The organism is Robinsoniella sp. RHS, from assembly GCF_001029355.1.
Classification (GTDB): Bacteria; Bacillota; Clostridia; order Lachnospirales; family Lachnospiraceae; genus Robinsoniella; species Robinsoniella peoriensis.
In genome coordinates, this window is sequence record NZ_JNGB01000001.1 from 192,016 (window position 1) to 205,939 (window position 13,924).

The following is a 13,924-nucleotide window of genomic DNA, read 5'->3' on the forward strand; positions in this document are numbered from 1 at the left end:
TTCATACACTTGCCGAATGCCTTTAAATATTCCCAAGCTCTTCTATTTCATCCAGCTGATGTAAAATCCCCTTCTGTTTCTCAGCAAATAATAACGTTTTATTATATTTGTAATACCGGTCACAGCCATTTTCATCCACAAACCATACACTGTAATAATCCGTATTTAGTTCTGTGATAAAGATAACCATTTCCTGGCTGTCTCCAAATGCAGTTTCCATAAAATCGAACGCGTAATTCAGTGCCTCTTCCGCTTCTTGTATCAAAGTACTGCGGGAATCCGTGATGTCTGCAAATCTTTCCTTTACCGCTTCAAAAGCTTTCCGGCTGTCAATATAGTCTCCTCCTTTTAACAGATTTTCATAGGATTCCAACTGGGCACCCGCTTTTCTGCGGATATGCTCCTGCTCCTTCGTTAACTGCTCTGCAGCAAGCAGTCTGGCGGTGTCTTCTTCCATCTTACGGGTGAGCTTTGTCATTGCATCATAAGCAGCACCATTTGCATCCGTATTGTCCCTGGTGCCGTCATAAGTGCCCAAACTGTCTTTAAAATACTTTAACTGCTCATAGACCATTGTCACAAACGCATCGCTGCGGTAACATATCCGGAACAATTCATCCAGCCTGGAAACCAAAAGTCCAATTACACTTAATTTTTCATCAAATGCCGCACGCCGTACTTTATCAATTGCCGCATACGAAATGTGTCCTTTTAAAATATCTGCAACCTGATAGTCCTTTTTATATTTTTGATATAATTCCAGATAATTAGAAAAATCTTTTGCAATCTTCCAATGCTGAATGTACTGGTACACCACTTCCCTGTCAATCCTCTTTCCAATTTCTTCATATACCTTGATCAGCTGGGACAAATCCTCCCAGCCTCTTGCCGTTGCAAAAAGCTTGCCGTCCACAGTAGTCTCAATACAGTAAAAGTGATTTTTCTTCAATTCCAGATATGACAGCACCGCATGATGAATGCCGGCATGGTAGGCGTATTCTTTCCAGACAGAAAAGTCCGCCTCTACATCTATTTTCTTAATCCGGTCCAGGGTAACCACATCAAAATCTCTCACCGACTTATTATATTCAGGCGGATTTCCGGCAGCTACAATCACCCAGCCCTCCGGAACCTTCTGATTTCCAAAGGTTTTGCACTGCAAAAACTGAAGCATGGTGGGTGCCAGGGTTTCCGACACACAATTAATCTCATCGATAAACAAAATACCTTCCCGGATGCCGGTTTTCTCGATCTTTTCATAAACCGAAGCGATGATTTCACTCATTGTATATTCCGTAACGGATACCTTTTCGCCCCGGAATTCTTTTTCAACGATATAAGGCAGACCAATGGCGCTCTGTCTGGTGTGGTGGGTGATGGTATAGGCTACCAGCCCTACCCGGCACTCTTTCGCAATCTGTTCCATAATCTGGGTCTTACCGATTCCGGGGGGGCCGATCAGAAGCAGGGGCCTTTGCCGCACTGACGGAATCTGATATTCTCCGTATTCATTTTTCATCAGATATGCTTCAATGGAATTTTTAATTTCTTCCTTAGCTCTTTTAATATTCATTTCTATTCTCCTATATCATCTATCATTTTAAACAGGATACCGGTTTGACAGCTCCTCTTCATCTATTATTATTTTTATCGCCCAGGGAGGCACCTGCGTATCATCGTAGTCCTCCCGCATAAATACAAATGCTGTTTCATAGGGCGGCATATTCTTTGGAAAAATCCCAAATCCGTCTGTAAAATACAACAGGCCTTTGAGATTTGTAAATTCTTTTCTTCTGCAAAGCTCATCCACATAAGCAAAAGCCGGACGAAAATCCGTTCCTCCGCTTCCCACTATTTCCATCTCTTCCATATATTTTTGTAATTCTTCTTCCGTTGTAATCTTCCGGTCCTGCTGTACCTTTTCATCGCATTGAATAATGTGAATATTTACTTTTCTAAAAAAGCTGTCATTCTCCTGCAGAATATGATAAGTTTCTTCCAGGAAAAGACGCACCAGATGTCCCGAACAGGACATGGAAGTGTCAATGACAATGGCAAATTCTTCAATCTTCATTACTTCTTTGGATTCAACCGGTTCAATCAGCGGCATATTGCCATACATGGTCATGCCATAGGTATAAAATGCATAGTCAAACTGATCCGTATCCACCTGTATCTCTTCTTTTAACACGGAAAATTTTCTTAAAAACCGTCGGTAATCATCTCCCTGTTTTTTACGGACTTTCAATTGGTCCCGCAAACCTCCGGATGCCTCCACGGATTCTTTAGAGAAAGTATCCAGATCCATCTCCATCTGCTCCCTGATATCCTGCCATTTCTGGTTCATTTCACTGTTTTTTTCCGAATCTTCTTGTTTATTCCAGTACTGGTGGCTGTCCCTGCAGAATTCCAGGATCAGTTTATCCAGTTTTCGGTTATTCACGCCAAAATCCATTTTTTGCAGTTCCAGATAAATACCTTCTGCAGTGAGCACCTTCAGGCTCCTGCCTAACTCCCGGTACGTGCTTTCCCGAAGCCAGGACATTCCCTTTTTCAGGCAGCGTATCTGCATACTGTCAATAATGGATTCAACGGCAATGTCGCATGCCAGATTCCAGTAGATTTCCTCACGTTTCTCTGTTTCCACTACGTGGCAAAACAGGCAGTGCAGTACCTGGTGCAGATATGCACGGTTAATTATAGTACGGCTCTCCCGAAATAATCCCCCAAGGAACCGGGCATTGTAATAAATAACATTTCCGTCCGTTCCCAGACTGTTCATTTCCATATCCATCTGATATTGAAATGATGACAGTGCCACGTCAAGGAAACGCATATGAATATATAACTCATTTCTGGCGTTAATCAGGATATCGAAACCTGCCTGATAAAGTCTGTCCCATATCTCCTGCTCTCTCGCTGCAAAATCTTCGGTCATATTAACTCCTTTCTAGCGCGTGTTTTATAATTGCTTTCTGACATCTGCGCGCCACAGTATTATAAATCAAAGCTCTTTTTCTTTTTTGCAAAGTGTTCATTTTTATAATCCATCAGATAACCCACCGCTTCCATACGCTCCTGCTCCCCTGCAAAACGTATCAGATGCTCTAAAATCTCCGGCTGCCATACAATCTGGCTGCTTAAAAAATCCAGCTGATGCATCCGGTCAGAACGAATGAGCCACATCCCTGCGGCTATACTGTGTTCGGACAGATATTCCCGGTACTGTATCTCATGCTCCCCCGTCAACTGCAAGGGATATTCCAGGCGGTAAAGTGCCAGGTGTACACAGAAATCCTCGGATTCCCATGCTTTTGCATCATAAAACAGGCGGTCATATTCCAGAAATTTAAATTCTCCGTTATGAAAGCACTGCCGATAAGTATATCCGGAACCATGGATACGGGTTTCTAAAATCCTGGCAGGTGTATTTTCCACAGCTTCTTCGTAATATTCCGGAAACAGCAGCCTGGCGATAGTCTGTCCTTCTCTGCTTAATTTTACTTCCACCTCATGATTTAACTCAGCAATTACATTTTTAAAACAATATCCCATCGGGCCATCCAGACTGATCTTCAGCCTGGATAGTTTTGCACATCCGGTGAATGCTCCGCCGCCAATCTCACGGACCCCCTGATACAATGCCATCTTCTTAAGCTGTCTGCACCCGTAAAATGCATAATCACCGATTGTCTGTACGGTTTCCGGTAAAATTACCTCTTCCGGCAAGTCGGCACAAATGGCTTTTTTGCCGCCATCCCCGTCGTACGCCCCGGAAAATATATATTTTCCCAGAGCAGTCACCGGGTATCCTTCCAGCTGTCCTGGGATCACTACTTTTCTCCCCTCCCCAAAACAGCGTAAAATACATACCTCTTTATTTTCTATAATATAATCAAATTGCAACCTTCCGGTTCCTCCTTGTCTTCCTCATTACCAAAAAGTTACAGCCGGAATGCTGCGCACTCCGGCTGTCCATTATTTTGCTGCTTCTGTTTCCGTTTCATTTAATCCCTGTAAATAATCGTCTACGGCTGTAGTCTTCACCTCGTAATTTTTCACCGGAGGTGTATAGAACTTATTAAAAGCCGAAAAACCTACCCAGCCTACAATGACAAGACATACTGCCAAACCGCCCAGCTTCATGAGCATTTTATTGCGTTTCTGTTTTTTAAGAAGCTTTTCACGATTTGCTTTTTCTTGTTTGTAGCGGTCTACTTTCTCCTGACTCATATGTTCTTCTCCTTACTTCTGCTATCTGTCATTTCTTTAAGCATATTTTTTATATTATATCACAGATTTGTAGGAATTGCATGTTTTTTTTACTTGTTTTGACATTTATACGGCAATTATTTTAAACAACAATAATAATTCCACCGTCATTAGCGTACATACTGCTGATACCTGCGGTATCAACAATAAAAATATCCTTAAGTGATAATCTGGACAATAAAGCATCTTTTATCATTTTAGCACGGTCCGGGCAGTTGCAGTGAGAAATGGCCAAAATCTTTTCTTCCGAATTTTCTACCTTCTCGACTATAAAATCTACCATTTTAACCAATGCCTTATTCATTCCTCTAGCCTGATCCAGCTGTACAATGGTACCCTCGGGTGTAGCTCCCATTACCGGTTTGATCTTAAGCGCCGTTGCCACAAATGCCTTTACTTTACTGAGACGTCCATTTTTCCGGAGGGTATCCAGATTCTCCAAAACAAACCAGGTGCTCTGTCCGGCAATATACTTTTCTACGGTATTCACAATTTCTTCAAATTCCATGCCCGCATTTTCGCATTCCTGTATCTTCAAACCGATCAGGGTCTCACCAATAGATGCTGAACGAGAATTAAAAATATGAACCTTGTTATCCGGATGTTCTTCTAAAAATAACTTTCTGCCAAGCTCTGCGCTGTTGTAAGAGCCGCTTAATTCCGCCGACAGCGTAACCGCATAAGCTCTCGGCGCTCCGCAGTCAAAAGCACTCATATAGGCTTCCGGTGATGGACATGATGATTTAGGGCAGTTCGGACTAGCTGCAATCCGTCTTAAAAAATCTGCCTGGTCAAATGTTTCATCATCCACAATTGTGCACTCATCCACCTGCATAGAAAGTGATGCTGTAGCAAAATGACCGTCCTTCTTCATCTCTTCTGTCAATTCGCCGCAGCTGTCAATAATTATCTTGTAATCCATTAAAAATTCCTCCTAAAATCTTGCATCACTCATGCAGAATATTCATCAAGTACAATCTTGTACAGCATTGCATAATTATTGGTAAATAAAATGCCTGGTATCTGCGTCTTTATTCACTGTTAATTGCACAAGGATGTACTAGTACTAATTAGCATATCTTATTATGTAGTTTTTAATACCACATAATCATAGCACATATAAATTCGTTTGAAAAGGGGTTTTTTCCATTTCCGGCTGAATCCCTGCTTGCCGTCTTCTTACATTGCGGTTATAATAATAACAGATGAAATTTTTTATGAAAAAAGGAGCAAAAAATTGATCGCACTACATATATTAGATGTCAAACAATTTATGTCAAAACTATTGCTGAATGATACTTTTGACCATTTTCTGCTGTCTGAAGCCGTTATTACTACTTATAATACCTTTCATATTGACGGCCGCCTGCAAAAAGATTATTACAATCCGGATGAACTGGAAGAACGAGGCCTTTCCAATACCAATTATTCGTCCTGGATGCAGTTACGTCCCTATTGTTTTGAATTAATTAAAGGAAAGCGCACGCCGCTGAATTTTAAATTTGTCTTTCAGCTCTCCCCTGCCAATCTTGAAAAATTGTTAGTTCAGACTAAACTGCCTATGTCCTCTTCTGATATCAACGGCCTGTTTTTAAATTTAAAATATGATGGACATAATCTGAGCTGTATCACCGGTTCTTCCATCCGAATCTTTACAATGGATAAAACACTGGAGCAGTCCTGGGATACCATGGTACAGAAATTTCTCAGGCAGAAAGAAATTGCATTTGAGCTACTCTGAACATTTACCATTATTCTTTCCAACTCAGGTATTTTTTATGTTTATATCCAAAAAATGGATGAGTTTATAATTTGTTTATAAAGTTTATAGAAATTTGTTAGCACTCATCTTGATTGAGTGCTAATTTTTTCTTGACAATTTATTTTTCCCGTATTAAACTAGCTTTAGATAAAAATGAAATAATTACAAAAGGAGTGTTACTTATGAGCAACAAAAAAGGAAGCTTATCAATTAACAGCGAAAACATATTTCCAATTATCAAAAAATGGTTATATTCTGACCATGACATCTTTTTCCGTGAATTGGTTTCCAACGGATGTGATGCAATCACAAAGTTAAAGAAACTGGAAGTAATGGGTGAATACTCATTCCCGGAAAAACACAAAAACAAAATTGAAGTAATAGTAAATCCGGAAGCGAAAACATTAAAATTTATTGATACCGGTCTTGGTATGACAGCTGATGAAGTAGAAGAATACATCACACAGATCGCATTTTCCGGTGCAACCGATTTCCTTGAAAAATACAAAGACAAAACAAACGACGACGAAATGATCGGTCATTTCGGTCTGGGCTTTTATTCAGCATTTATGGTTGCTGAAGAAGTACACATCGATACTCTTTCCTATAAAGAAGGTTCTGTCCCGGTTCACTGGGAATGTGACGGCGGCACCGAATATACTTTAGATGATGGGAATAAAAATACCGTAGGTACGGAAATCACACTCTTCTTAAACGAAGAAAGCCTGGAATTCGCTAACGAATACCGCGCTCGTGAAGTATTGGAAAAATATTGTTCTTTCATGCCTGTAGAAATTTTCCTTTCCAAGGAAAATGCAGAGCAGGAATTCGAAACCATCGATGAAGCAGATCTTCGTGAAGATGATGTGGTTGTAGAACATATCCACGAAGAAGCAAAAACGGAAGAAAAAGAAAACGAAAACGGTGAAAAAGAAATCGTGGAAGTTTCTCCTGCAAAGGATAAAGTAAAAATAAACAAACGCCCTGTATCTTTAAGTGATCCTGCTCCTCTTTGGACCAAGCATCCAAATGACTGTAAAGAAGAAGAATACAGAGATTTTTACCGTAAGGTATTTATGGATTTCAAAGAACCTTTATTCTGGATTCACTTAAATATGGACTATCCATTTAACTTAAAAGGTATCCTCTACTTCCCGAAAATCAATACGGAATATGATTCTATTGAAGGTACCATTAAGTTATACAATAACCAGGTATTCATCGCAGATAATATTAAAGAAGTAATTCCTGAATTCCTGATGCTGTTAAAAGGTGTCATCGATTGTCCGGACTTACCGCTTAACGTATCCAGAAGTGCTCTTCAGAACGATGGCTTTGTTAAGAAAATCGCTGATTATATCTCCAAGAAAGTAGCTGACAAATTAAGCGGCATGTGCAAAACAGACCGTGAACAGTATGAAAAATACTGGGATGACATCAGCCCATTCATCAAATTCGGCTGCTTAAAAGACGGCAAGTTCAGTGATAAGATGATGGATTACATTCTTGTAAAAAACCTGGAAAGCAATTATCTGACTCTGCCTGATTTCATTGCAGAGAACAAAAAAGACGAACCGGAAACCGAGGAAACTGCTGCTGAAGAAACCAGTGCCGATAACACAGAAGATGCAGATAAAAAAGAATCGGAAAAGCCAAAGACTACACTCTTCTATGTTACGGATGAAGTACAGCAGAGCCAGTACATTAATATGTTCAAAGAGGAAGGTCTGGATGCGGCTATCTTAAAGCACAACATTGATTCCGCTTTCATCAGCCATATCGAACAAAAAAATGAGGAAGTTAAATTCCAGCGCATCGATTCCGACGTGACAGAGCACTTCAAGGAAGAAGTAAATGCTGAAGAATTAAAGGAAACTACAGATACACTTACTGAATTATTCCGCAAAGTTCTTGGCAAAGAAAAACTGGAAGTCAAAGTTGAAAAGCTGAAAAACGAAAACATCTCTTCTGTAATGACTCTTTCTGAAGAAAGCAGACGTATGCAGGATATGATGAAGATGTACAATATGTACGGTATGGATCCAGGCATGTTTGGATCTTCCGAAACCCTTGTATTAAACGCTAATAATCAATTAGTAAAATATATCTTTGAAAACAAAGATTCTGAAAATATTCCGATGATGTGTGAGCAGTTATACGATCTTGCACTCTTAAGCCACAAACAGCTGGCTCCGGAAGAAATGACAAAGTTCATTTCCAGAAGCAATGAAATCATGATGATGTTATCAAAATTATGATTTTGAAAACGTCCAGATAATAATGTCTGGACGTTTTTATTTGCTTATTGACAAAGCTCCTGCTCATTTATAGTTGTCACCCGGAATATCTGAGCGCTTCTATCGGATGCTTTTTTGCCGCCTTATTTGCCGGATAAATACCGAAGACTACCCCGATAATGCTGGAAAAACCTACAGCGATCCATACTACCTGATTGGACAATTGGAAACTCATGGAATCCATAATCATACCGGCTGCCTGCAAAATAACCCAGGACAAAAATATCCCAAACAGACACCCTAAAAGGCTGATCATCAATGCTTCCAGCATAAACTGCAGCATAATGCTTCCCCTGCCTGCCCCGATTGCTTTTCGGATACCGATTTCTTTCGTACGCTCAGTTACGGATACCAGCATAATATTCATAATCCCAATACCGCCCACAACTAATGAGATCGCTGCGATACCTCCCAGCATCAAAGCAAGGGTGTTGGTTACGCTGCTCATTGTTTCCATAAGCGTAGACTGGTTTTGTATGGTAAATGCATCCTCATCCTGTCCAAAACGCTTTAACAGCATTTCTGACATGGCATCTTCTGCTGCATCCAGACTGTCTTCACTGGTAGCTGTGGCATAGAACGTCGTGATTTCTGATGATATATTGCTGGCAATTCTTGTCAGCGTTGTATAGGGAATATAGGCGTCCAGGCTTGCATAAGAGGTGCTGGTGGACGATGAACTTTTAGAAGAAGCACTCCCCCTGCCTGATCCAGAGCTTCCCGATGATCTGGATGATGATTTACTGCTGGTCTCGTCACTCTTGATAATTCCTATAATTAAAAAACTTCTGCCGTCTAAGGAAATACTTTCTCCCACTGCATTAGCACGCCCAATAATCTCCGTAGCCGCATCCTCATTTAATACCACTACATTCGAATGATTGTCAATATCTGCCGCTTTTAAGAAACGCCCATAAGCCAATTCCTTGCCTTGTATATCCAGATAGGAGCCTGTTGTTCCATATGTGGTAACCGTACTGCTGGTATATCCGCTTTTTGCTGTTACGCTGCTTTGGGCTATTGGTGCTGTCAGAGCAATTTCCTCATTTTCCGTAAAGTCTGACAGTTCGGATAATTTCAACGGATTTTCTTTGTTATCCTCGATCCGGATCGTTAAAAGATTCGTTCCGATATTCGAAATCTCATCTGTTACAGAAGTCGTTGCGCTATTTGCGATAGAGACCAGTACTACCAGCGACATTACACCGATGATAATTCCCAGCATGGTTAAAAAGGATCTCATTTTATTCGAGGTTATGGCACTCCATGCCATTTTTAAGGACTGAAAGACCATCACTCCACCTCCTTTACATGACCATCCAGAATATGAATTCTGCGCAGTGCCTGTTTTGCCACTTTGTTATCATGGGTAATTAACACAATGGTATTCCCCTGTTCATGCAGTTCATGAAACAGGCTCATGATATCGTCTCCGGTTCTGGAATCCAGATTTCCGGTAGGCTCATCTGCCAGAAACAGAGAGGGACTTGTTACAAGTGCCCTCGCTATTGCAACTCTCTGCTGCTGCCCGCCGGATAACTCTGTGGGTTTATGATGCATCCTGCTGGAAAGCTCCACTTTTTCTAACGCTTCCATAACCCTTCTCTTACGCTCAGAAGCATGGATACCCTGATAGATTAAAGGGAGTTCCACGTTCTCTTCTGCCGTCATCTTCTGAATCAGATTAAAATTCTGAAAAATAAATCCGATTTTATGATTCCGTATCCTGCCCAGTTCCCGTTCTGAATATTGTTCTATCTCCTGTCCGTCCAGATAATACTCCCCGCAATCAGCTACATCCAGACACCCTATAATGTTCATAAGCGTGGATTTACCGCTTCCCGAAGGTCCTATAATGCTGACGAATTCTCCTTTTTTAATCCTCATATTCGCATGATCCAAAGCCCTCACTTCTTCCCCGCCAATCTGATAATATTTACAAACATCCTGAAATATAATCATTGCCGTCACCTCACTGTCCGCCCGGTGCCTTCATCTGGCCCGAACTTCCACTTGGTCCTCCGCCTCCGGATGGCATTTCACCGCCAAAACCTCCGGACGGCATTTCACCACCCTGCATACCTCCCATGAAGCCACCCTCTGTATTAGAGGAGGAAGATCCTGTTTTATTGTAGTAGACGGTATCTCCTTCACCCAGTCCGCTTACTACCTCCACATTTGTTCCGTCTGACAATCCTGTTTCAATCTCTGTTTCTCCGGATAATGCACCTTCTTCGTCTTCGCTGGTATAGACAAATACTTTATTTCCCCGTTCCTGAAGGGCATTCATCGGTATCAGCAGAATATTTTCTTTATTCTCAATTGTAATAGTTGCTGACGCATTCATTCCGATGCGCATTGACGCATCTTTCGGTATAGTGATCTGTACCGGATATTTTGTTACTCCGCCGCTGGAGCTGGCCGAGTTGGAAATCTTTGTTACGCTGCCTTTGAATGTCTGATCTTCGATGGCATCAAAGGTAATCTCCGCTTCCTGATCCAGACTTACCGATAAGATGTCTAATTCATCTACATTTACGGTAAGAATTACGTTGTCCTGGGGCGATACCGTCATTATGGAAACATTCGAACCAGATGATGCAGTGGAAGTTGTGTCGTCTGAACTGGATTTACTTTCTGTGGAACTGTTTTCGCTTGCAGTTGTCTGTGCTGCATTTCCACTGCCGCTTCCACTATTCCCGGAACCACTGTTGTTATTCCCATTTGTATTATTTGTTAAGTTACCATTTGTTAGATTATCCGAATTTTCACTGCTCTTTCCATTGGTATCCTGTCCGTTGTTTTTGTCCGTATTTTTCTGTGACTCAGACTGCTTATTGCTGTCCTTTTCATTCTTCGTATCTGACTCTGTCTGAGGCTGTGTTTCTTTTGGTTCTGTTGACGGCTGAGGATTTGTCTCTGTTTCTTTTCCCCCGGAAGTTTCCGTTACCGGGTCTGTCTGTGTATCTGTCGGCTTCTCTGTAGCCTCTTCTGCCGTAGCCGGAAAAGCAACGGAAAACGTTAGAATACTATTATCTGCGCTTAAGGTTATTCCGGAAATGACACCTCCGCTTAACTGTGGTGCAATACCGGCAGCAAATTGATATCCTTCCTTTGCCGTCAGCGTAATTGCCGCCGTATAGGTAGTGGCAGGCTGAAAGACACTGTCTGAAGGATTCCATACTATGCTTCCGGCATAACTTTGTGTTTCCTGCAGTATATTCTGAGGTGAAGCCCCTTTTACAGGCGCTGTGATATCCGGTGTGCATTCCGAAATCTCCGTTTTATTTTGCTCTGTCTCTGTGTAAATAGAGATCTGTGTTTGTGCCGGCTCCTTTGTGGACTCCGATGTGTTTACGGCTGTCACAGCTGTTCCGACTGTCTTGGCTGTTCCGGCTGTCTCTTTTTTAACGGAAGCAGTCACGAAGACTGGCTGGCTGCCTGAGTTTGAGGAATAGGATGCTCCTGTCATTCCATTCGAGGAATTGGAACTCCCCGTGGAATTGCTGCCGGAAGTACTGCTATTGGAAGAACTGCTGCCCGCCGTTACATTTACCGTCTGGACGATTCCATCAAAATCAGCTGTAATGGTTGGGTTTGCAGACAGATTCATTAACTCCTGCAGTGACTGTGCCAGCTCTTCCCTGGCTGCCAGCAGTTCCTGGTAAGTTCCCAGTGACGCACTTTCTTTTAATTCAATCAGGGTCTCGTCTGCATCTACCGATTCATTCAGCGAAACATCCACGGAACTTACTGTTCCTGCAGTACCTGTAATTGCCAGCTGCTGATGAATATAAAGCTTCCCTGTTCCCAGTTCCTTTCCATCAGAATCCTTAACCGAAACTGTATCATTCAATTCGGGTCCGTAATCGGTCAGGGTAATTACACCGGTCTTCCCGGAAACACTTTCGACGGTTCCTGTTTTCTCTGTACCGCTGGATAGCGTTACAGTTACACTGTCTCCTGCTGCAATGCCGGACACATTTTCCAGTTTCAGTGCCATCTTTCCATCCAGTGAAAGCAATATCAGTGCCCCGTTTTCTAACATTACATCTGTTATTTTATCACCTGATGCGGCATAAATTTTTTTGACACGGCCACTGACACTGGTAGTAATGGTATCTGCATCTGAATCTTCTTTTGCTTCATTAATTTCTTTATCCAGTTTTGCAATTTCTTCCTGAGTATCTTCGATTTTCGTTAACAGTGACGCCTGATTGATTACAGCCAGTTCATCGCCTTTACTTACACTGTCACCACTTTCCACTTTCACTTCATCTATGACAAGCCCGGAAGGTATTTCAATTCCACTTGCTGTATCCGCTTCTAAAGTTCCGGTACCGACAATGGTATTGGAAATATTTCCTTTCTCCACTGTTGCCGTCTGTGACTTTTGGACCGCCGCTTCTACCGGCATTCTTTTTCTGGTCATGAAAAATGCAGTACCGCCAGCTCCGATTATACAGACTCCCAGGATGATCAATATCCATCTCCGCTTTTTCTTGTCTTTCCAGATTTTCATTTTTTTGTTTTTCTGTTTCATTACCATATTTCCCTCCATTAGTGATATCTTCATCTGTCTTAATTTTTCTTAAAATCTTATGCAACTAGAATAATCGATAAATGTGTTGAATCCATGGATGATAAATGGTAGTTTTGTGATGGTAACCCAAATTAACCTGAAACAATTCAATATTAGTAATAATTATTGTTATTGACATTTGGAAATTTATGCTATATAATACGAATATAGGAATACAAAAACATTTTCCGTGGAAAGATATGATATAGCAATAGCTGTAAATTCTGATCACCGAATTACATTAAGAAAGGGAATTTTACAATGAATACAAAAGCTTTTTTTAAACTCAGTTATGGTGTATATATCGTTTCCGCCAATTATGAAAATAAAGACGGCGGCTGTGTGATTAACACTCTGGCCCAGGTGACTTCCTCACCTGCAAGACTATCTATCGCCTTAAATAAGAATAACGAAACCCTGCGTCTGATCGAGGGTGCCGGATCTTTCTCTGCTGTCGTACTTTCCGAAGACGTAGATATGGAACTCATTAAAACCTTTGGTTTCCAGTCTGGCAGGGACGCCGAGAAATTTGAACAGGCATCTTATGAGCGTGACTTAAACGGAAACCCCTACCCCACAGAGGGTATTGCAGCAAGGTTTTCCTGTAAAGTAACAGACAGACTGGACGTTGATACCCATGTGATTTTAATTGGAGAAGTTACAGAAGCTGATATCCCTTCTGATTCCCAGGTTCTGACTTATGCCGATTATCATAGCAAAAAGAAAGGTACTACTCCTAAAAATGCTCCTTCCTATCAGGAAAGCCAGACAAAGGGCTTCCGCTGCAGTGTCTGTGGATATATATTAGAAGCAGACGAACTTCCGGAAGATTTTATATGTCCGGTATGTGGAAAGGATGCATCTTATTTTGAAAAAATAGATTGAATTTATTAGCTTACGGCGGAATTGTAATGTCATCCGCAGGCACTACAATTCCTATACTATATATGGTACCTCCTATTTACATAAAAAACAGCCCCCTTCCTGATTTTTGCGGGCTGTTTTTTATTG

11 protein-coding genes are annotated in these 13,924 nt (G+C 41.4%); 3 read left to right on the plus strand and 8 right to left on the minus strand.

What is annotated here, in order from left to right:
• Positions 1–22: 22 nt before the first annotated feature.
• From RHS_RS00850 to RHS_RS00870, 5 genes are all read right to left on the minus strand, one after another.
• A complete protein-coding gene (locus RHS_RS00850; protein WP_047832087.1) occupies positions 23–1,573 on the minus strand; it encodes an ATP-binding protein in 1,551 nt (516 codons plus the stop codon).
• Between the two features lie 27 nt (positions 1,574–1,600).
• A complete protein-coding gene (locus RHS_RS00855) occupies positions 1,601–2,938 on the minus strand; it encodes a VWA-like domain-containing protein (protein WP_047832088.1) in 1,338 nt (445 codons plus the stop codon).
• Between the two features lie 59 nt (positions 2,939–2,997).
• Positions 2,998–3,906 (minus strand): leucine-rich repeat domain-containing protein, encoded by a 909-nt coding sequence (locus RHS_RS00860; protein ID WP_138002466.1) that lies wholly within the window; start codon positions 3,904–3,906, stop codon positions 2,998–3,000.
• Between the two features lie 72 nt (positions 3,907–3,978).
• Positions 3,979–4,233 carry a hypothetical protein gene (locus tag RHS_RS00865; RefSeq protein WP_027294367.1) on the minus strand — a complete coding sequence of 85 codons (255 nt, stop codon included), beginning with the start codon at positions 4,231–4,233 and terminating at the stop codon, positions 3,979–3,981.
• Between the two features lie 121 nt (positions 4,234–4,354).
• Positions 4,355–5,194, minus strand: coding sequence for a DegV family protein (locus RHS_RS00870; RefSeq protein WP_047832089.1), 840 nt, complete (start codon positions 5,192–5,194; stop codon positions 4,355–4,357).
• Positions 5,195–5,509: 315 nt separating this feature from the next.
• Between RHS_RS00870 and RHS_RS00875 the strand changes: the two genes are divergently transcribed.
• Positions 5,510–6,013, plus strand: a complete 504-nt coding sequence (locus tag RHS_RS00875) for a DUF5721 family protein (protein ID WP_027294369.1) — start codon at positions 5,510–5,512, stop codon at positions 6,011–6,013.
• Between the two features lie 203 nt (positions 6,014–6,216).
• Positions 6,217–8,292, plus strand: coding sequence for a molecular chaperone HtpG (htpG, locus tag RHS_RS00880; protein ID WP_027294370.1), 2,076 nt, complete (start codon positions 6,217–6,219; stop codon positions 8,290–8,292).
• 76 nt (positions 8,293–8,368) lie between these two features.
• On the opposite strand, the gene RHS_RS00885 is transcribed toward htpG, so the two are convergent.
• The 3 genes from RHS_RS00885 to RHS_RS00895 are packed head-to-tail and all read right to left on the minus strand — an operon-like array spanning position 8,369 to position 12,874.
• On the minus strand, positions 8,369–9,625 hold the full coding sequence (locus tag RHS_RS00885; protein WP_047832090.1) for an ABC transporter permease: 1,257 nt from the start codon (positions 9,623–9,625) through the stop codon (positions 8,369–8,371).
• Entirely contained in the window at positions 9,625–10,293 is a 669-nt protein-coding gene (locus RHS_RS00890; RefSeq protein ID WP_044296053.1) for an ABC transporter ATP-binding protein, read from the minus strand. The genes RHS_RS00885 and RHS_RS00890 overlap by 1 nt, the downstream gene beginning before the upstream one ends.
• Positions 10,294–10,303: 10 nt before the next feature.
• On the minus strand, positions 10,304–12,874 hold the full coding sequence (locus RHS_RS00895; RefSeq protein WP_395020914.1) for an HlyD family efflux transporter periplasmic adaptor subunit: 2,571 nt from the start codon (positions 12,872–12,874) through the stop codon (positions 10,304–10,306).
• Positions 12,875–13,174: 300 nt separating this feature from the next.
• Here RHS_RS00895 and RHS_RS00900 point away from each other — a divergent pair, with 300 nt between their 5' ends.
• Positions 13,175–13,798, plus strand: a complete 624-nt coding sequence (locus tag RHS_RS00900; protein WP_047832092.1) for a flavin reductase — start codon at positions 13,175–13,177, stop codon at positions 13,796–13,798.
• The last annotated feature ends 126 nt before the right edge of the window (positions 13,799–13,924 follow it).

What these genes read in the sequence shown, in the direction of transcription:
- RHS_RS00890 (WP_044296053.1), bottom strand. Translation starts at nt 10,293, where the DNA reads ATGATTATATTTCAGGATGTTTGTAAATATTATCAGATTGGCGGGGAA.
- RHS_RS00870 (WP_047832089.1), bottom strand. Translation starts at nt 5,194, where the DNA reads ATGGATTACAAGATAATTATTGACAGCTGCGGCGAATTGACAGAAGAG.
- RHS_RS00900 (WP_047832092.1), top strand. Translation starts at nt 13,175, where the DNA reads ATGAATACAAAAGCTTTTTTTAAACTCAGTTATGGTGTATATATCGTT.
- RHS_RS00865 (WP_027294367.1), bottom strand. Translation starts at nt 4,233, where the DNA reads ATGAGTCAGGAGAAAGTAGACCGCTACAAACAAGAAAAAGCAAATCGT.
- RHS_RS00855 (WP_047832088.1), bottom strand. Translation starts at nt 2,938, where the DNA reads ATGACCGAAGATTTTGCAGCGAGAGAGCAGGAGATATGGGACAGACTT.
- RHS_RS00895 (WP_395020914.1), bottom strand. Translation starts at nt 12,874, where the DNA reads ATGAAACAGAAAAACAAAAAAATGAAAATCTGGAAAGACAAGAAAAAG.
- htpG (WP_027294370.1), top strand. Translation starts at nt 6,217, where the DNA reads ATGAGCAACAAAAAAGGAAGCTTATCAATTAACAGCGAAAACATATTT.
- RHS_RS00885 (WP_047832090.1), bottom strand. Translation starts at nt 9,625, where the DNA reads ATGGTCTTTCAGTCCTTAAAAATGGCATGGAGTGCCATAACCTCGAAT.
- RHS_RS00850 (WP_047832087.1), bottom strand. Translation starts at nt 1,573, where the DNA reads ATGAATATTAAAAGAGCTAAGGAAGAAATTAAAAATTCCATTGAAGCA.